The organism is Acetobacter lovaniensis (genome assembly GCF_014207635.1).
GTDB lineage: Bacteria > Pseudomonadota > Alphaproteobacteria > Acetobacterales > Acetobacteraceae > Acetobacter > Acetobacter lovaniensis.
Genome location: NZ_JACHIE010000002.1, coordinates 250,590 through 269,063, shown reverse-complemented (window position 1 = coordinate 269,063; position 18,474 = coordinate 250,590). Strand labels below are relative to the sequence as shown.

The window sequence follows — 18,474 nt, the reverse complement described above, 5'->3', positions numbered from 1 at the left end:
AAACACTCTTTGACGGCTCCTTACATTACATCTGGGCCCCGATCATCCATGGGACCATTTCCTCGTTACCAACATTGAGGGCTTCACTCTTGCTGTGCTCTCCTGAAGCCATGCGGAGAATGAAGCGGAAAATCTCTTCACCCATGTCCGTCACGCTGGAATGCCCATCCAGAATACGCCCGCAGTTGATGTCCATATCATCCTGCATGCGGTTATACATGGTGGTGTTTGTTGCGATCTTGATCGTAGGTGCAACGCGGGATCCAAAACAGGAGCCTCGGCCAGTTGTAAACGCCAGCAGGTTTGCCCCGTAGGCAATCTGGCCCGTGGCGCCCATTGGGTCATATCCGGGGGCATCCATGAACAATAACCCACGCGCATCAATGGGTTCGGCATATTGGCAAACACCCTGTAGCGCGGTGGAACCCCTTTTTGCGACGGCACCCAGAGATTTTTCCAATATGGTTGTCAGCCCCCCTTTTTTGTTGCCCGGGGTGGGGTTGTTATCAATGCTGCCATGTTCGCGCTCTGCGTATTGTTCCCATCCATGGATGATATTGACGAGTTTTTCGCCAATATCGCGCCGTGCTGCCCTGCGGGTTAACAGGTGTTCCGCCCCATAAATTTCCGGAGTTTCGGTCAGAATGGCTGAACCACCCTGTGCGACCAGAAGATCGACCGCATGCCCCAGAGCGGGGTTTGCCGTAATGCCCGAATACCCATCCGATCCACCGCATTGCAAGGCAAGGGTAATCCCCCCATAAAAAGAGTGGCTTTTGAATGAGAATTTTCTCAGCGTAAGGATGAGGAGATTCTGATGAAGAGTGATCGCTTTACTGATGCCCAGATCATGGGTGTGATCCGCCAGGCTGAGGGCGGGGTCTCTGTTCCTGATCTGTGCCGGGAGCATGGGATCAGCAACGCCACGTTTTACCGGTGGCGTGCGAAATATGGCGGCATGGATGCGTCAATGATCAGTCAGATGAAGGCTCTGGAAGAGGAGAACCGTCGGCTGAAGCGGATGTATGCGGATCTGAGCATGCAGACGGATATCCTGAAGGAGGCTTTGGGAAAAAAATGAAGCGGCCAGCCCAGCGCCGGGAACTGGCCGCACAGGCTGTGGCGCATCACGGGGTCAGCATTGCGCTGGCCTGTCGGATTTTTGAGATATCCGAGACCTGCTTTCGCTATCGTCCACGACCGGCTGAGGAGAACGACAGGATTGCCGATCTGCTGACGGGACTGACACAGGCTCACAGAAGATGGGGATTTGGCCTGTGTTTCCTGTATCTACGTAATGTGCAGGGACAGCCCTGGAACCATAAGCGGGTTTATCGGATTTATCGGGAGCTGGAACTTAACCTGCGGATTAAACCCCGCAGGCGTCTGGTTCGCGAAAAGCCTGAAAAGCTGTCGGTTCCGGTCCTTCCCAACACGGTCTGGTCCATGGATTTTATGGCGGACAGGCTTTTGGATGGCCGCGCTTTTCGTCTCCTGAACATTCTGGATGACTTCAATCGTGAAGGACTGGCGATAGAGGTTGATTTTTCCCTGTCGGCCTGTCGTGTTGTCCGCTGCCTGGAACAGGTTATGGAGTGGCGTGGCAGACCAGCGGCTATCAGAATGGATAATGGCCTTGAATATGTCAGTCATACGTTGGTTTCATGGGCGGAAAAGCAGGGGATTACCCTGATCTATACGCAACCGGGTCATCCGCAGCAGAACGCTTATATCGAACGCTACAACAGAACTGTCCGGCAGGAATGGCTTGAGCAGTCTCTGTTTGAAACCATTCAGGACGTGCAGGAAGTCGCAACACAATGGCTCTGGACATATAACAATGACAGACCCAACATGGGGAACGGCGGGGTCACACCCGCCCAGAAACTAAAAGAAGCTGCCTGAATTCTCAGTCAGAACCCCACTAAAAAGGGGGGGATTACCATAATCCGAGACGATAAGATCTTCGCCAATTGCCGGAGCTTCGTCCTTATCACCTCGATAGCCTTCATCCTTTGATAAATCGTCACTACTATCAAGAGGATGTCACAGTGTGACGATTGTCATGTGGGACTCCGATCTGTTTTTCTTTTTACACCATTGTACCCGGCTTGTGATTCGTTTTCTGGTGTTGAATGCAGTGTCCAGTTGGGGTCTCTGTTTGGTGATATAGCACTTGGAGCAAGAGGAGATTTGAGCTTTGTTGTTGAATTTCTTTAATATATTATAGTAATTTAAGAATTTAAAAATAATTCACTTAATATATCAAGTAAATTATATAACTTTTATTAGTTCACTTGTATTTATTTAAATTTTTTAACTACATAAAGTAATTTGAATTACGCGCATATATCAAAAAATGATAAAAATTCGTAATTTATTAATAATTATTCAGAATTGCATTTTTTATAGTTAGTCCGAGTAAGCCGGTTTCCTCATTGTCAGGCAGAAGAAGGGAGAGTTTTTGTGGACGAATATTTCTTAATGGAATTTCGACAACCACTTTTCCTGTGTAACATTGCGCCGCTCTGGGGGATGTGGTCAATATAGAATACCCCAATCCATGTGCTACAAGAGAACGCACTGTTTCTATGGAACCGCTGCGATAGGTTATGCGGGGTTGAATGTCATTATTATAAAAAATGGATAGAAAATATTCTACACTATGGGGAAGATCCATAAGAATATAGGGCTCATTGGCGACATCATGTAAACTTATTTCTGTGTGGGCAGATTTTAAAAGAGGATGATTATCAGGGAGTAAAAGGTAAGGTGTAAGTTCCATAACGGGTAGACGTTTAGCTTTTGATGTGCTGGGTGTATCGTATAGAACAGCTGCATCTAGTTGACCTTGGGTAATTCCACTTTCCAGTGCATGAATATCACCTTCAGTAAAAGATATAATGCAGTTTGGAAAATATTCCTGTAATTTTTTTATAATATAAGGCGCATATAATGGTGATAGTGTAGAAAGAAGTCCGATTTTTATTTGACCATTAAGTGTAATTTTACCATCTGTATAATTTAAAATTGATGCCTTTTTAATGAGGGAGCGTGCAAGAATCGCACGTCGCTCTCCGGCAGTGGTTAATATAAGACCACGGGAATGGAGGCGCAGGAATAAAGTTTCTCCCCAACATTCTTCAAGATCACGAATGGCCTTGGAAATGGCCGGTTGAGATACATTGGCCGCAAGACTGGCGGCAACAGTACTCCCTGTATCGGCTACAGCAAGGAAGTATTCCAGTTGTCGCAGGGTAAATGAGATCATCATAAGTTATCTAGACAATAAGAAGATATTATTTGTTTTATACGCAGAGATATCTAAAGTCAACTGACAAGGAAAGAGAAATTCAAAAAGGATAAGATATGTCAAATAATTTACCAAATCAGCCATTGTCTGGTGTGAGGGTGGTAGACTTTAGTCGTGTCTTGTCTGGTCCCTATTGTACTGCTCTTCTGGCCGATATGGGAGCGGAGGTTATCAAGATTGAATCACCTGCTGGTGATGATTACCGCCATGTCGCACCGTTTAAAAATGGAGAAAGTGCTCTTTTTACGCAGGTTAACAGAGGCAAAAAAAGTGTTGTCGTTGATCTGCTTACGTCAGAAGGGCAAAAAGCAGTCAGGCATTTGGTCACAACGGCAGATGTTGTTGTTGAAAACTTTCGTCCAGGGGTTGCTGCCCGTCTGGGTATAGGATGGGATGAGTTGAGCGTGCTCAATCCGTCTCTTGTATTTTTGAGTATTTCCGGTTTTGGCCAAACAGGGCCGTGGGCGAATAAAGCTGCGTATGACGTGATTATACAAGGATTGTGCGGCCTTATGAGTGTAACAGGTCAACCTGATGGCCCTCCCACACTGGTGGGTGAAGCTGTGGCGGATGTTGTCGCTGGGTTGTTTGGTGCGTGGGCGCTGATAACCGCGTTGTTTGAGCGCGAGCGCAAAGGCGGACGGAATGCTGCGGGGCGCTATATTGATCTTGCCATGTTTGACTCGATGCTGTCCTTAATGGTCACGTCAACAACATCCAGTCTATTTACAGAAGAAACGCCGGTGCGTGTTGGCAACAGGCATCCTTTGTCAGCACCATTTGGGTGTTATGCCGCGTTGGATGGGTATTTTTCTCTAGCAGTTCTGAATAACAAGCTCTTTTCAAAACTTTGTAAAGTTATTGATGCAGAAAGCTTGTTGAATGATGATCGGTTTATAACAGATTCATCAAGAAACCAATATGAAAGCATTTTGCGGGATCATATAGAAAAATGGTCTAGATTACGCCATGTGGTCGATATTATTTCCATTTTTGAATCGGAAGGAGTTCCGTGCGGACCATTGCTTGATGTTGTTCAGGCGCTTTCATCAGAACAGGTTAAATCTAGAAATATGCTTGTACCTTTGGAAGATCATCGGTTGTCGCCGCAGTGTCTTGTGCGTCAGCCTGCTATTTTTGGTGGGTTGTCACAAGTTCGATTAAAACATGCACCCAGATTGGGTGAACATACGCATGAGTTTATCTCTTAATTTATAAAAAATACTTATTTTTAAAAAGAAAAATGGGTTTTAAAGGAGACATGAGATGAGTTTCTGTAACAGGCTTGGTCTGACAGACGAGGATAAAATCCTAGCCGAAATGCTTGAACGTTTTTCTCAGGAAAAACTGGCACCAATGGCGGCTGTACTGGATAGGGATAATCTATCTGCCGCATGCCACCTTCCCGCTTTGGCAGAGCTTGGGTTGACAGGTATGAACATCCCAGAACAGTTTGGTGGTGTTGCGTTAAAACCTGCCAGCATCATTCTGGCCATAAGTATCATTGCGCAAGGGTGTGCCGCAACAGCTTCCATGCTCGGGGCGCATTTTCTGGGCACGGATGCCTTGCTCCTAGGGGGAAGTGATGCGCAACGTGAACAGTTCTTAACTCCTTTGGCGCAAGGTCAAGGATTGGCGGCATTTGCGTTGACTGAACCCGGTTGCGGTTCAAACCCTGCAGAATTAACAACCCATGCGATACACGAGGATGGTTTTTACCGAATAGTGGGCGCTAAACAATTCATTTCCAACGCGGAGGAAGCAAGAACACTGATTGTTTTTGCCAAAACAGATAAAAATCTGGGTCATAAGGGAATATCTGCTTTTATTGTGCCACGTGATACAGCCGGTCTAGTGGTTGATCGGGCAGAAAATCTGATGGGTATTCGTGGCGGTAAGGCTTACGCTCTGACATTGGACTGTCGTGTACCTGCCAGCAACCTGTTGGGTCACGAAGGTGATGGTTTCAAACTGGCCATGAAAGTGTTGGATAATAGTCGGCTTGATGTCGCCGCCACCTGTCTTGGAATTGCACAGGCAGCGCTTGTCTGTACGACGGCGTGGGTAAAGGAGCGTATGGTGGGCGGCAAACCATTAAACATGCGTCAAGGCGTGCAATGGACACTTGCGGACATGGGGTGCCAGCTGGAGGCAGCTTGGGGACTAACACTGCAAGCTGCTCATTTAAGGGCATGCCAGCAGCCATTTACAATGGCTGCGTCAATGGCGAAACTTTTTGCCAGTGAGATGGTCAGTTTTGTCACAGATCGGGCATTACAGTTGCATGGTGGTTATGGTTACACGCAGGAACTGCCATTGGAACGGTTTGTGCGAGACGCACGGATCATGCGTATTTATGAGGGATCGTCCGAAATTCAGAGAACTGTCATTGGGCGTTTGCTTACCAGTTAAATAGGCTTTTTGCGATACAGGTTTTAAATCTGGTAACGACCACCCAGACTATAGCGGTTGCCGGGGTAGGTAAAAATACCTTTCATAACGGTTTTACCCTGAACCCACGTGCGGCGTACTAACTGAAGGCATGCTGTCGTGGGTTCATCCAGTTCCAAAAGATGTTGAAGCTGCTTGTCTGGTGTAATGGCAAAAATAACATGCTCCATTTCATCAGGCCGAGAAATATGTGTTAACAGGCGGTGTGGATGCAGGTTTGTAAAATCCTGCTCCAGATAGTCTGGTACAAAATGTGGAGAAACGTAGCGTTCTTCTACTTGTAGGGGGATGTCATCTTCAAAATGTACAATAACAGAATGGAAAAGTTTGGCGCCAGGTCGTTGATCGAACGCCATGGCGAGATCAACATCTGCCCTTATGGCTTCGAGTGTAATCAGTTTTTGTGTGTGCACATGCCCTGCGGCTATAATGTCGTCTGCAATGTCATGGAGTTCAAGAAGTGTGGCGCGCGGCACAGGTTTGGCTACAAAAGTCCCTACGCCTTGCGCACGGGTGACCAGCCCTTCGGTCATGAGTTCCCGCAATGCCCGGTGCACAGTCATGCGCGACACGCCAAGTGTCTCAACCAGTTCACTTTCGGATGGCAGTCTCTCCCCGACGTTCCAGTCTCCCCGGTTGATATGGTCAATAATATATTGCTTGACCTGCTCGTAACGTAACTGGGGGCGGGCGATCGTGGTGGTCTGCATCATATGGACTGGTCCTTTAGGCGGGAGGGGCGTGCTCTTTAAATTATGGGTCTTTTTTTATCCTGTATAGATATTAAGGTGTCTCAATGCCTTTTTTTGAGGTTTCAGTCCATCTGTCCTTTAAAAACACGGGCTGTTGGCGTTACGCCTCCAATCCAATAAGAGAGCTCGTGCGGGCCTGATACAGGCCAGAATGTTATGTCAGCGGAATAGCTTTCCTGCAACAGTCCAATGTCTTTTTGCATATTAAGAGCCTGTGCGCCGACAGTGGTTGCCCCATGCAGTGCTTCGGCTGGAGTCAGCCGCATAAGGGTGCAAGCCATGTTCAGGACGGTTGTCATGTCCAGAACAGGAGATGTGCCCGGGTTGCAGTCAGTGGCAAGCCCCATTGGCACCTTATGTATTCTGAACAGGTCTATGGGGGGGAGTTTGGTTTCGCGGATAAAGTAGAAAGCGCCAGGTAGCAGCATGGCAACCGTGCCTGCTGCGGCCATCGCTTTTATGCCACCCTCATTTGCATATTCAACATGGTCCGCTGAAAGTGCCATGAAGCGTGCGGCAAGCGCGCAACTGTTACTATCCGACATCTGATCCGCATGAATGCGTACGGGCAGGTTCAGTTTTGTGGCAGCTTCAAAAATACGTTCTACCTCATGAGGAGAAAATGCAATGCTTTCACAAAAAGCATCAACACTATCGGCAAGTTTTTCTTCAGCTATGCGAGGAAGCATCTCTTCGACAAGAGCTGAAACATAAGCATCCTGTCGACCGGTATATTCAGGTGGCAGGGCGTGTGCGCCTAAAAAAGTCGTATGCACACGCACAGGAAGATGTTTTTCCAAAGCACGGCCAACACGCAGGAGCTTAAGCTCATCATGCAATGTCAAACCGTAGCCGGATTTGATTTCAATTGTTGTTGTGCCCCCAGCAAGCATACGTTTGGCGCGTTTTATGGCCAGTTCCAGCAACGCTTCTTCCGATGCCGCACGGGTCGCGCTGACTGTGGCGTTAATGCCTCCGCCTTCCCGCGCGATCTGTTGGTAACTCGTCCCTTCCAGGCGTCGTGCAAATTCGTTGCTACGATCACCTGCATAGACAAGATGGGTATGGGCATCAACCAACCCCGGGGTTGCCCACTGATGAGCCATATGATGGACTTGTCTGGCAAGGTTTTGGGGTAAATCAGGCAGATCGATAGCTGCGCCAACCCATACAATTTTACCATCACTTGCTGCGATGGCACCATTTTTTATGCACCCGTATGGGTCTGTCGGAGTGATGTGCGACGGGGCCATGGTGGCCAGATGAACGTCCGTCCAGAGTGTATCCCACATGGCATTCTGCTTTCTCTGTGTATGAGATACCATACAAAGGTATATACAAATAAGTCAAATCCGTTATGGTTCCAAAATGACAAAGGCAGGACTCTGCTGTTGGCGGTTCAGCCGGGAGTAGGGCGCAACACAAACAGATATGGATAAGGCTGCATGACCGAGCTTTTTGTGAAGCAGGCTTTTCTTTCAGATGGCTGGCACAAGAATGTTTCATTAGTTGTGGGGGAAGATGGCACTTTTTCCTCAGTTCGTGCCAATACCGAGCCTTCTGTGGGGGCAGAAAAGGTGGACGTGGCGCTGCCTCCCCAGATTAGTTTGCACTCCCATGCTTTTCAGCGTGGAATGGCCGGTCTGGCAGAGCATAGGCAAACCCCGTCAGATACATTCTGGACATGGCGTAACCTTATGTATCGTCTGGCCGGACGGATAACGCCGGACCAAATGGAAGTCATTGCTGCATTTTTATATATGGAAATGCTGCGTGCCGGTTACACGCAGGTTGCGGAGTTTCATTACCTGCATCATAATAAAAATGGCGATGTTTATGAAAATCCAGCAGAAATGGCGTTGCGCATTGCCTCGTCTGCCCAGAATTCTGGTATTGGTATTACAGTTTTACCAACATTATACATGTATTCTGGCTTTGGTGGATGTCCGTTGCTTGAAGAGCAGAAGCGGTTTGCCACGAATCCCGAACAGATTGTGGATATCATACAGGCGGTGCGGCAGCAGAGTGAGCAGAATAGTCTGGTTTCTGCCGGTCTGGGACTACATTCCCTGCGTGCAGTTGACATGGCGGATGTTATGGCGCTGACACAGGACCCTGCATTGAGTGGGGTTGTGCATATTCATATTGCAGAACAGGTCGGGGAGGTGGAGCAGTGCCTTGCTGCAACGGGGCAGCGACCGGTGAACTATCTATTTGACCATGTGCCGGTCGATGCCCGGTGGTGTCTGGTGCATGCAACGCATCTGACACCTTTGGAAGTAACGAAAATTGCACAAAGTCAGGCAGTAGCGGGGCTTTGCCCGGTTACGGAAGCCAATCTGGGTGATGGTTTTTTCCCGCTGGTGTCGTACGTGGCGCAAAAAGGTCGTTTTGGCATTGGGTCGGATAGTAATGTGCTGATCAGCCCAGCAGAAGAACTCCGTCTTTTGGAATATGGTCTGCGTTTGTCTGCGCAAAGTCGTTGTGTCTCTCTTCCGCAAGATGAACTGGGGTCAACTGGCGGCTGGCTTTATCGGCAGGCTCTTGCTGGAGGGGCTCAGTCCTGTGGTCTGGCGCAGTGGGGGCTGATTGAAGGCGCGCGGGCTGATATATGCGTGCTGGATACAGAATGTCTACCACTCCCTGATTTGCAGGGAGACGCCGTTTTGGATGCGGCGTTGTTTTCTGTCCCGGCTTTGCCGGTCAAGCATGTAATGTGCGCGGGGAAATGGCGCATCAGAGATGGCCGTCATCCACACCAGGAGGCTCTGACAAAGCAGTTTCATAACGTCGTGCGCACAATTTTTTCTGAAATTTAAGGGATGGCAAGCAGGAAAGGTCAGGGTCAGATGGAAGCAGTTTATTCCTTTATACCAGGTGATGCACCAGTTCTTGTAACGTTACCCCATGCCGGGCAGCTTTTGCCTGATGGCCTTGCGCAACGTATGACCGAGCATGGGAGAACCTTGCCAGATACTGACTGGTATATGGAAAAATTATATGATTTTTCGAATAGTTTAGGTGTTGGTATTTTGCGTGCCAACTATTCGCGCTATGTGGTGGACCTTAACCGTGGGGCCGATGATGGTGTTCTGTATCCTGGGCGACCAAGCACGGGCCTTGTGCCTCATCTGACATTTTCCGGTCAGCCTATTTATCAGGATGCTCAAATCCCTGATGAACAGGAGGTGGCGGAAAGAACCGACCTGTTCTGGAGGCCGTATCATGCCCGGATTGAGCAGGAGCTGACACGTATAAAGGAGAAATGGGGGTGGGCTGTTCTGTGGGATGGTCACTCTATCGCCTCCAAAATACCGCGTTTGTTTGAAGGGGTTCTGCCAGACCTGAACTTTGGTACAAATATGGGGGCTTCCTGCGCGCCAGAACTCGCTCGGGCGCTGGGTGCGCAAGCGGGCACGTTGCCCCATTACACGCATGTGCTGGATGGGCGTTTTAAAGGTGGTTACACGACTCGCCATTATGGGCAGCCGGGTCAGCATATTCATGCGGTGCAGTTGGAGCTTGCCCAGACAACCTATCTTGAAAGCGAAGGAGAGCCGTGGCCTTTGAGCCCAGCAAAAACCGAGCGTTTAAAGCAGGCATTGGCGAAGTTTTTGAGGTGTGCACTGGCTTTTAAGCCATAAGACGAAAATAGGTGATTTTTTAGAACATTGCTAATTGACAATGAAAATGTTCGACGCCTAAAAAGAAGGTATATACAAGTACGAACAAGGGACTGAAAATGAGTGACGCATCCGCAGTTTCCAATAATCGCCTTGCAAATGATCGCGTAATTCGGTCTCCAACCGGGCCCAAAAAATCAGCTAAAAGCTGGCAGACAGAAGCTGCCTTGCGGATGCTGATGAATAATCTGGACCCGGAAGTGGCTGAACGCCCATCTGAGCTAGTCGTCTATGGTGGTATAGGCCGTGCGGCACGTAACTGGGAATGCTATGACCAGATCGTGCGCAGCTTGCAGGCTCTGGAAGATGATCAGACCTTGCTTGTACAGTCAGGTAAGCCGGTTGGTGTTTTTCGCACCCATTCTGATGCGCCGCGCGTGCTGATCGCCAATTCCAATATTGTGCCGCATTGGGCAAATTGGGACAAGTTCAACGAACTCGATCGTCTGGGGCTGATGATGTATGGCCAGATGACTGCCGGTTCATGGATTTACATTGGTTCACAAGGGATTGTTCAAGGCACATACGAAACTTTTGTAGAAATGGGTCGCCAGTATTATGGTGGTAGCCTGAAGGGCCGCTGGATCCTGACGGGTGGTTTGGGTGGCATGAGCGGAGCGCAGCCGTTGGCGGCTGTCATGGCTGGTGCGTCCATGCTGGCTGTGGAATGTGAGCCGAGCCGCATTCAGAAACGTCTGGACACTGGCTACCTTGACCGTCGTGTTGATACGCTGGACGAAGCTCTGGAGCTTATTAACGATGCGTGCGCAAAAGGGGAGGCTATTTCTGTCGGGCTTTTGGGCAATGCGGCAGACGTGTTCCCCGAACTGGTGCGTCGTGGTATCCACCCCGATGCGGTAACAGACCAGACATCGGCCCATGACCCGCGCAATGGCTACCTGCCTAAAGGCTGGACGCTGGAAGAGGCTGAACATAAACGCCTGACTGACCCTGTCGCCGTGGAAAAGGCCGCGCGCCAGTCCATGCGTGAGCATGTGGAAGCTATGGTGGCTTTCCATCGTATGGGTATTCCCACGTTCGATTATGGCAACAACATCCGCCAGATGGCTTTTGAAGAAGGGCTGGAAGACGCTTTTGCCTTCCCTGGCTTTGTGCCTGCCTATATTCGCCCTCTTTTCTGCCGTGGCATTGGTCCGTTCCGCTGGGCGGCACTGTCTGGTGATCCGGAAGATATTTACAAGACCGATCAGAAGGTCAAGGAACTGCTGCCAGATGATGTGCATTTGCACAACTGGATGGATATGGCGCGTGAGAAAATCCAGTTTCAGGGGCTGCCTTCGCGCATTTGCTGGGTAGGTCTGGGTGACCGTCATCGTCTGGGGCTGGCTTTTAACGAAATGGTGGCCAGCGGCGAGCTCAAAGGCCCGATCGTTATTGGTCGCGATCACTTGGATAGTGGTTCCGTTGCCAGCCCGAACCGGGAAACCGAAGCCATGCGTGACGGGAGCGACACGGTCTCCGACTGGCCCCTGCTCAATGCGCTGCTGAACACGGCGTCTGGGGCCACATGGGTGTCCCTGCACCATGGTGGTGGTGTGGGTATGGGTTTTTCTCAGCATTCGGGCATGGTTATTGTGGCGGATGGCACACCAGAAGCTGCCCGCAGGTTGGAACGAGTTCTGTGGAACGATCCCGCAACAGGCGTGATGCGTCACGCGGATGCCGGGTACGATATTGCCGTATCTTGCGCTCACGAAAAATCTCTTGATCTGCCAATGATTACGCGTGGAGCCTAAAACATGACTGCTGCATCCTTCACTCTGCACCCCGGCAAATTAACTTATGCCGAAATCCGTTCTTTCTTTTTCTCAACATCCATCAAAGTGGAACTGGCCGCTGAGGCGGAGGACGTTCTGCATCAGGCTGCCCTTTCTGTAGAACGGATTGTTGCGCGTGGAGAGCCTGTTTACGGGGTGAATACGGGGTTTGGAAAGCTGGCCAAAACCCGCATTCCAGATGACAGGCTCAAGGATCTTCAGCGCAATCTGGTGCTTAGCCATGCCGCAGGTATTGGCGCTCCCATGAGCGAAGCCGTTGTACGCCTGATTCTGTTGCTTAAAGCCAATGGTCTGGCCAGAGGTTTTTCGGGTGTGCGTAAAGAGGTCGTAACTTTTCTGCTCGCCATGCTCAACAGCGGTATTGTGCCGGTTATTCCAGAAAAAGGCTCTGTTGGCGCTTCTGGTGATCTAGCGCCTTTGGCCCATATGAGTGCGGTGTTGATTGGTGAAGGACACGCTTTTTACAGGGGTGAAAAGCTGAGGGGTGCTGAGGCGCTGAAAGCTGCAGGGCTGACGCCAATTGTGCTGGGCCCCAAGGAAGGTCTGGCGCTGCTTAATGGCACACAGGTTTCCACCGCGCTGGCATTGTCTGGCCTGTTCAAGGCAGAGCGCGTGTTTCAGGCAGCACTTGTTGCCGGGGGGCTGACGCTGGATGCCGCGCGGGGCACTGATGCACCATTTGACCCGCGCCTGCATGTGCTGCGTGGTCAACGCGGGCAGATTGAAACGGCGGCAGTTTACCGTAGCCTGCTGGAGGCCTCGCCCATCCGTGATTCCCACAGGGAGGGGGATGAACGTGTGCAGGACCCGTACTGCCTGCGGTGTCAGCCACAGGTTATGGGGGCATGTCTGGATACATTGCGGAATGCGGCTGTAACGTTGGTGACGGAAGCAAATGCGGTATCGGATAACCCCATTCATTTTGCCGATACGGATGAAATGATTTCGGGTGGTAATTTCCATGCGGAGCCCGTGGCTATTGCAGCGGATACAATTGCCATTGCCGTGTCTGAGATCGGGGCCATTTCTGAGCGTCGTCTTGCCATGTTGATGGACGCGCAGATGAGTGGTCTACCGCCGTTTCTGGTGCAAGATAGCGGACTGAACTCCGGCTTTATGATTGCTCAGGTCACTGCGGCGGCTCTGGCGTCGGAAAACAAGACATTGGCGCATCCTGCCAGTGTGGACAGTTTGCCAACATCGGCCAATCAGGAAGATCATGTAAGCATGGCCACCTTTGCTGCCAGACGTCTGGAAGATATTGTGGAGAATGTCTGCACCATCATCGCTATCGAATGTTTGGCTGCGGTGCAGGGGCTGGACTTTCTGGCCCCGCTGGCAACGTCTCAACCGTTGCAGGCGGCAAAAGATGCCGTGCGTGAGAAAATTACGTTCTTTGCGCAGGACAGGCTTTTCACACCAGATATTGAAGCTATGCGCGCCCTGATCACCAAAGGCGTTATGGCTGAGCGTGTAAAAGCGCTGGTACCCTTGCCTGAGTGTGGTGTATTGCCGGGCTGATGAATGCCCCCGGGTCATCCAGCCCGGGGGTTTTTACGTAAGGTATGCTTATGGTGTTTGTAGGATTAGAGAACTTACAACAAAAAGCAGAACGGATGCTGCCCCGCTTGTTTCGGGATTATGTGGCAGGAGGCGCGCATGGCGAAGTCAGTGTGCAGGCCAACAGGGATGCGTTTAAAAAATGGACCATAGTGCCGCGTTGCCTGCGTGATGTTTCGCAGGTTTCTACGGCCACACGTTGGTTGGGTTATGACTGTGCGGCCCCATTTATGCTGGCTCCGGTCGGGTTTGCGGGTATGATGCGTTGCGGAGCGGACCTTATGGCGGCGCGTGCCGCAGAAAAGAAAAAAATTCCTTTTTGTGTTTCAACATTTTCCATTACATCCTTGGAGGATATCTGCGCCGTGCAAGGTACGGATATCCTGGCTCAGATTTATGTTTTTTGTGATCGTGAGATCACACGTGATATGATAAACCGCGCCAGGCAATGTGGCGTGCGTACACTTATGCTGACAGTTGATACCCCGATTACACCGTTGAGACCGCGGGATGAAAAAAACGGATTCAGGCGTCTGACCAACCCGTCTGTGGCGCAAATGCTTTCGTTTGCGCGGGCATGGCGCTGGAGCTTGAATATGGTGCGGCATGGCATGCCAGTTTTGGGGAATTTACAGCCATATGGGTTGGGGCGAACATTGCTGGAGCAGGCTAAAACCGCTGCATCGCAAATTGATCCCAGCCTGACATGGAAAGATCTGGAATGGCTGCGTGCGCAATGGGGGGGCAATCTTGTGGTTAAAGGTGTCATGCATCCTGATGATGCGGCGCGCTGTGTGGCAGTGGGAGCAGATAGTGTTATGGTTTCCAATCACGGTGGGCGTCAACTGGACCCATCTCCTGCTACGTTGGACGTGCTACCAGATATTGTTGCATCTTCAGGACCAACCTGCTCTGTCGTCATGGACAGTGGTGTCAGGCGTGGGGCAGATGTGGTGTGCGCGCTGGCGCAGGGAAGTTCTCTGGTCGCGTTGGGGCGGCCGTGGGCATGGGCGCTGGCAGCCGGTGGAGAAGCCACACTGACCGAGATGATTGATGGGCTGCAAGGTGAAATTCGTGATGTTATGGCGCTTGCTGGTACAACGTGCGTGGAAACTCTGCGCAGTGCCGGACCTGCCATGCTGCGCAGGAGCTAGGCTCAGGACTCATTCTTTAAGATAGAAGATGAAGTTTGCTGCGATGTGGATTGCGGACATGAATGTATGAGTGCCGCGGTCGTATCCCCGATCACCGATGACTTCCTCTGTCTCATCCGACAGGTCCGCCAGCAGTACATCAGCACCTTTGAAATCACTGACCTGTCCAGCAGTCAGATGAAGGCGGACAGGTCGGCCCTGATCATCGCACATGGCATGAAGTTTTGAGTTCAGGCCGCCTTTTGTCCGTCCGATATGGCGGGGAAAAGCCCCTTTTTGAGCGGGGACGCCGATGTCCGGTGTGCTTTGAGATGTGTTGCATCGATCATCAGACGCTTCGAACGGCCAGCCTGTTCTGTCAGGGCGACAAAGATCCTGTCAAAAACACCGAGGCGGCTCCACCGGATAAAGCGATTATACAAAGTCTTGTGCGAACCATACGCTTTCGGAGAGTCTTTCCACTGAAGACCGTTACGGATTACATAAACAATCCCACTCAGAACACGCCGGTCATCCACGCGTGGCACTCCGTGCGCCAGAGGGAAAAACGGCTCAATCTGCTCCATCTGGCGCTCAGACAGCGTAAACACATCATTCACAGGCCCACCCTCCATCGGTAAGCCTGTGAATCACAACCTCTCGCTCAGTTCAATAAATTAATAGGTCCTGAGCCTAGACCAGTCGCTCGTAAAACGCACGTTGTATAACCCGCGCAACACCATCGGTTACAATGCGAGACTGGTGTTTATGAAGGGAGTTACTATCCGGCACGTGTCTATATCTCTTGTTGGTAGAGTAAGACTGGCTTTGCCGTCATGCTATTGTGTTGGAAAACAGATTGGCCAGAATATGAAAAAATCCTGCCACAAGGCTAACCGTGGCAGGATTTTGGTCGTGTTCGAAAGTAGAGTCAGGTCAGAAATTGGTGCTGATTGATCCAAAGAACATACGCGGCGCACCTACCAGCATGGACTGGAAGTCCATCGCTCCTTTGGAAATGCTGAGCGGGTTGCCGTTTTCGCCCATGGTGGCGATATAGCGGGTGTTCTGAATATTGGTAACACTCAGGTTGAGAGTCAGGTCATGTACAAAGTCAACCGACTTTTTGAAGGCGGGCAGTTTGGCCAGATTGTACTGTACGCCCAAGTTGGTCATCCAGTATGAAGGAACCTTGACGTCCCCAATATAGCTGTAGTTACGCTTGCCCGTGTAGCTTGCATCCACGTAAGCTGTCAGGCCTTTCCATTCATATGACAGGCGTGTTTTATACATGAAGCGCGGATAATTGATAATCTGTTTGCCGCGTGTTTGGTAGGGAGTGCCAGATTCTACCAGATCATTGTCATAAGTCGCATGGTTGTAGCTAACACTGTTCGTAAAGGACAGGTTCTTGATGGGCATGATGGTAATTGCCGCGTCCACGCCGTTCATGGTGACACCACCCACGTTGGCAACGGTGGAAATGGGATTGACGGCGGAACCTGATGTGACTTGCTGCAAACGGTTGTTGAAGTTGGTGCGGTAGGCGTAAACGGAGGCACCAATGATCTGGCTGCTGTAGCGGTAGCCAGCAGCATAGGTCCAGTCCGTTTCTGGACGGAAAGAGTTGCGGCCTGTATCGAATGCGGTTTGAGAGATCGCAAAAGGCGATGCGGAGAGTTTGTAGCCAGATTGTGCGTATGTATGAACATTTTCTGAAATATCAAAAAACAGTTCATGGTGTTTGAGGAAGTGCCAGTCGGCGCTGATGTGTGGCAGGAAGGGTTTGGACGTTGTTAGCCCAACGCCACTCGTAATGTTGGAACCTGCGCCATAGTAGTCATCGTTAATGTAGCCGTTACCAACATTGGTTGTTGCCAGAACAGACTTAAAGCCAAAATGTAGCGCAAGATTGGGCAAAATCCGGTAAGTGTCCTGCACAAAAGCGGTAAAGGTATTGGTGTTGTATGTCTGGTTATAAATTTTGGCGAAGGGGTCTGACCAATGCCCAAGAGGATCGGGCAGTGGTGATGTCAATTGCCCGTTAACAATATTGGGCATTGAATAGGCATACATGGGTGACTGGTAGTGGTTGTTTTCATACCATACGCCACCACTGATTTCGTTATGTGCAATGTTGTAGTGCAGTTGGGAAATCATACCAAAACGTCGGATGGACGGCTCTTTGACCAGTTCGGAAAGAGGCGAGCCGTTGGGGGAGGGGTAATAAGGAGTTGTCCATGTCGTCTGGTTGGTTTCACCGTGTCCGTAAGCAGTTGTGTCCCACGTGAGTTTGTCGGTGAGTTGCAGGTGCGCCTTAATGCCACCAAAAGTGTCGGTTGTGTTCAGTACGGCATCATAATAAGCAGAGTCCGCAGGGTCCTGTAGCTTGTTAAAGCCCGCCGGGTATTGGCCATTCGCCGCATTGATTGCCTGCTGAAGACCACTCTGTTTGCCATTGTAGTAGTTGGAAACATTATAACCTACGTTGTTCAGCACTTCGGGCGATGCATCGGCCGTAGAGAACTGGTGTAGGTCAGCCCAGTCGAAAAAAGCGGAAACACTGCTGCTTTGCCCGATGGGTTGTACGAATTTGGCGTTGACCTGTTGCATGAACTGGTCGCCCGTTCCCTTCCATATCTGTCCGTCCTGACGCATGTAAGAGGTATAGAAGCGGGTTCCTGAGCTGTTCAGGTCACCACTGTCACCACGCAGAAAGGTATGGAAATTCCCATAGCTACCAAAGCCTTGGTTTATTGTGCCACCAAGTTTGTGGGAGGGATCGCGTGAGACATAGTCAAACGAGCCGCCAAGGTTGTTGGTCGCTGCAACCGATTCCGCTCCAGCTGACTGGGATACGACAATGCGCGACACGTTTTCTGATGAAATGGCCTGAATGGTGTTGAGGCCATTATAGTTTCGTACACTCTGTTCGCCCAATGGCATGCCATCCAGAGTCATACCGATCTGCTGTTGCTGAAAACCGTGCATGAACACTTGGTTAGACCAAATATCAATACCTTGTGGTTCGGCAGACTGGAACATGATACCCGGCAACTGCGCCAGAGTTTTAAGTGGATTGGTTCCAGCTGGGGCTTGGGACAAAAGCTTCTGACCGATGGTAACAACCGCACCATGGGGTACATGGCTTGATGTGACCTCAAACTGTTCTGAGGTGGAGCTCAGATAGCTTGCCGGTTCATGCGTGGGGGCGGCCTTCCGCTTTGCAACAACCTTGGAGGGCTTATCGGTTGCTGTGGATGTTGCTGCCAGGGCATTTGCGCTGCCAACAGAGATGAACATGGAGGAGAAGAGTAAAAGTCTGGTCAGAGAAAAGGTGCTGTGTCTCATGCGTCTGAACTCCACCGGGCTGCTAGAGGCGCAGGATAAAAATAGATATAGACAAGATATTTTATCGTCTTGGGTTCGTGACTCGTTTCTTTGGCGAACCAAGATATGTAGGAACCCTAGGTTGTCCATACGAGTTAGGTCAATAGAATTTTAAAACGGAATCGAAATATTTTTTATCTGTGGTTTTTGAGAGAATTTTAATGCAGATGTCAGATGGATAAGCACTATAGTTGCATTGGGTGGAGAGTGCTGAATCTACGCCTAACCCTGTTTCAGGATATGATGGCGGGTGGTACGTCTGTTCAGGCAATGCTTGAATTGTGGACGTGGAACAGAGGGATTTTTCTGTCTGGCCCGGAACCATATACCCGCCGGTGCTTCATCAATGGAGCATGTTATGGCATGAACCAGCGGATATGTAGAGGCATTAAG

13 protein-coding genes and 1 pseudogene are annotated in these 18,474 nt (G+C 50.3%); 8 read left to right on the top strand and 6 right to left on the bottom strand.

Going from position 1 to position 18,474, the window contains the following annotated elements; translation table 11 throughout:
* Positions 1 to 25: 25 nt before the first annotated feature.
* Positions 26 to 742, bottom strand: a complete 717-nt coding sequence (locus HNR55_RS04445; RefSeq protein WP_415453760.1) for a UxaA family hydrolase — start codon at positions 740 to 742, stop codon at positions 26 to 28.
* A 75-nt stretch (positions 743 to 817) separates the two neighbouring features.
* On the opposite strand from HNR55_RS04445, the gene HNR55_RS04440 reads away from it, so the two are divergent.
* Positions 818 to 1,905, top strand: a protein-coding gene (locus HNR55_RS04440; RefSeq protein ID WP_166111891.1) for an IS3 family transposase whose coding sequence is annotated in 2 segments (ribosomal slippage) — positions 818 to 1,079 and positions 1,079 to 1,905 — 1,089 coding nt in all. Because the reading frame shifts where the segments join, the coding sequence is not laid out codon by codon here.
* A gap of 475 nt (positions 1,906 to 2,380) precedes the next feature.
* Here the strand turns inward: HNR55_RS04440 and HNR55_RS04435 are convergent.
* Complete coding sequence (locus HNR55_RS04435; protein ID WP_166111888.1) at positions 2,381 to 3,274, bottom strand: LysR family transcriptional regulator; 894 nt, start codon at positions 3,272 to 3,274, stop codon at positions 2,381 to 2,383.
* A 95-nt stretch (positions 3,275 to 3,369) separates the two neighbouring features.
* Between HNR55_RS04435 and HNR55_RS04430 the strand changes: the two genes are divergently transcribed.
* Positions 3,370 to 4,524 carry a CaiB/BaiF CoA transferase family protein gene (locus HNR55_RS04430; RefSeq protein WP_166111886.1) on the top strand — a complete coding sequence of 385 codons (1,155 nt, stop codon included), beginning with the start codon at positions 3,370 to 3,372 and terminating at the stop codon, positions 4,522 to 4,524.
* A gap of 55 nt (positions 4,525 to 4,579) precedes the next feature.
* Complete coding sequence (locus HNR55_RS04425) at positions 4,580 to 5,725, top strand: acyl-CoA dehydrogenase family protein (RefSeq protein WP_166111883.1); 1,146 nt, start codon at positions 4,580 to 4,582, stop codon at positions 5,723 to 5,725.
* 23 nt (positions 5,726 to 5,748) lie between these two features.
* Here HNR55_RS04425 and hutC read toward each other — a convergent pair whose 3' ends face one another.
* Positions 5,749 to 6,477, bottom strand: coding sequence for a histidine utilization repressor (hutC, locus tag HNR55_RS04420; protein ID WP_166111880.1), 729 nt, complete (start codon positions 6,475 to 6,477; stop codon positions 5,749 to 5,751).
* A gap of 101 nt (positions 6,478 to 6,578) precedes the next feature.
* On the bottom strand, positions 6,579 to 7,808 hold the full coding sequence (hutI, locus tag HNR55_RS04415; RefSeq protein ID WP_166111877.1) for an imidazolonepropionase: 1,230 nt from the start codon (positions 7,806 to 7,808) through the stop codon (positions 6,579 to 6,581).
* Positions 7,809 to 7,961: 153 nt separating this feature from the next.
* Between hutI and HNR55_RS04410 the strand changes: the two genes are divergently transcribed.
* From HNR55_RS04410 to HNR55_RS04390, 5 genes are all read left to right on the top strand, one after another.
* A complete protein-coding gene (locus HNR55_RS04410) occupies positions 7,962 to 9,335 on the top strand; it encodes a formimidoylglutamate deiminase (protein WP_166111874.1) in 1,374 nt (457 codons plus the stop codon).
* A gap of 30 nt (positions 9,336 to 9,365) precedes the next feature.
* Positions 9,366 to 10,160 (top strand): N-formylglutamate deformylase, encoded by a 795-nt coding sequence (gene hutG, locus HNR55_RS04405; RefSeq protein WP_166111871.1) that lies wholly within the window; start codon positions 9,366 to 9,368, stop codon positions 10,158 to 10,160.
* Positions 10,161 to 10,258: 98 nt separating this feature from the next.
* Positions 10,259 to 11,956, top strand: a complete 1,698-nt coding sequence (gene hutU, locus HNR55_RS04400) for a urocanate hydratase (protein WP_166111869.1) — start codon at positions 10,259 to 10,261, stop codon at positions 11,954 to 11,956.
* Positions 11,957 to 11,959: 3 nt separating this feature from the next.
* Positions 11,960 to 13,519 carry a histidine ammonia-lyase gene (gene hutH / locus HNR55_RS04395; RefSeq protein WP_166111866.1) on the top strand — a complete coding sequence of 520 codons (1,560 nt, stop codon included), beginning with the start codon at positions 11,960 to 11,962 and terminating at the stop codon, positions 13,517 to 13,519.
* A gap of 95 nt (positions 13,520 to 13,614) precedes the next feature.
* Positions 13,615 to 14,712: an alpha-hydroxy acid oxidase gene (locus HNR55_RS04390; protein ID WP_242005432.1), complete on the top strand. Its 1,098-nt coding sequence runs from the start codon at positions 13,615 to 13,617 to the stop codon at positions 14,710 to 14,712.
* Between the two features lie 78 nt (positions 14,713 to 14,790).
* Here HNR55_RS04390 and HNR55_RS04385 read toward each other — a convergent pair.
* Positions 14,791 to 15,311: pseudogene (locus HNR55_RS04385) on the bottom strand (IS5 family transposase); the annotation flags it as partial.
* 316 nt (positions 15,312 to 15,627) lie between these two features.
* On the bottom strand, positions 15,628 to 18,171 hold the full coding sequence (locus HNR55_RS04380; protein WP_242005431.1) for a TonB-dependent receptor: 2,544 nt from the start codon (positions 18,169 to 18,171) through the stop codon (positions 15,628 to 15,630).
* Positions 18,172 to 18,474: the final 303 nt, after the last annotated feature.

What these genes read in the sequence shown, in the direction of transcription:
- HNR55_RS04435 (WP_166111888.1), bottom strand. Translation starts at nt 3,274, where the DNA reads ATGATGATCTCATTTACCCTGCGACAACTGGAATACTTCCTTGCTGTA.
- HNR55_RS04430 (WP_166111886.1), top strand. Translation starts at nt 3,370, where the DNA reads ATGTCAAATAATTTACCAAATCAGCCATTGTCTGGTGTGAGGGTGGTA.
- HNR55_RS04425 (WP_166111883.1), top strand. Translation starts at nt 4,580, where the DNA reads ATGAGTTTCTGTAACAGGCTTGGTCTGACAGACGAGGATAAAATCCTA.
- hutC (WP_166111880.1), bottom strand. Translation starts at nt 6,477, where the DNA reads ATGATGCAGACCACCACGATCGCCCGCCCCCAGTTACGTTACGAGCAG.
- hutI (WP_166111877.1), bottom strand. Translation starts at nt 7,808, where the DNA reads ATGTGGGATACACTCTGGACGGACGTTCATCTGGCCACCATGGCCCCG.
- HNR55_RS04410 (WP_166111874.1), top strand. Translation starts at nt 7,962, where the DNA reads ATGACCGAGCTTTTTGTGAAGCAGGCTTTTCTTTCAGATGGCTGGCAC.
- hutG (WP_166111871.1), top strand. Translation starts at nt 9,366, where the DNA reads ATGGAAGCAGTTTATTCCTTTATACCAGGTGATGCACCAGTTCTTGTA.
- hutU (WP_166111869.1), top strand. Translation starts at nt 10,259, where the DNA reads ATGAGTGACGCATCCGCAGTTTCCAATAATCGCCTTGCAAATGATCGC.
- hutH (WP_166111866.1), top strand. Translation starts at nt 11,960, where the DNA reads ATGACTGCTGCATCCTTCACTCTGCACCCCGGCAAATTAACTTATGCC.
- HNR55_RS04390 (WP_242005432.1), top strand. Translation starts at nt 13,615, where the DNA reads ATGCTGCCCCGCTTGTTTCGGGATTATGTGGCAGGAGGCGCGCATGGC.
- HNR55_RS04380 (WP_242005431.1), bottom strand. Translation starts at nt 18,171, where the DNA reads ATGGACAACCTAGGGTTCCTACATATCTTGGTTCGCCAAAGAAACGAG.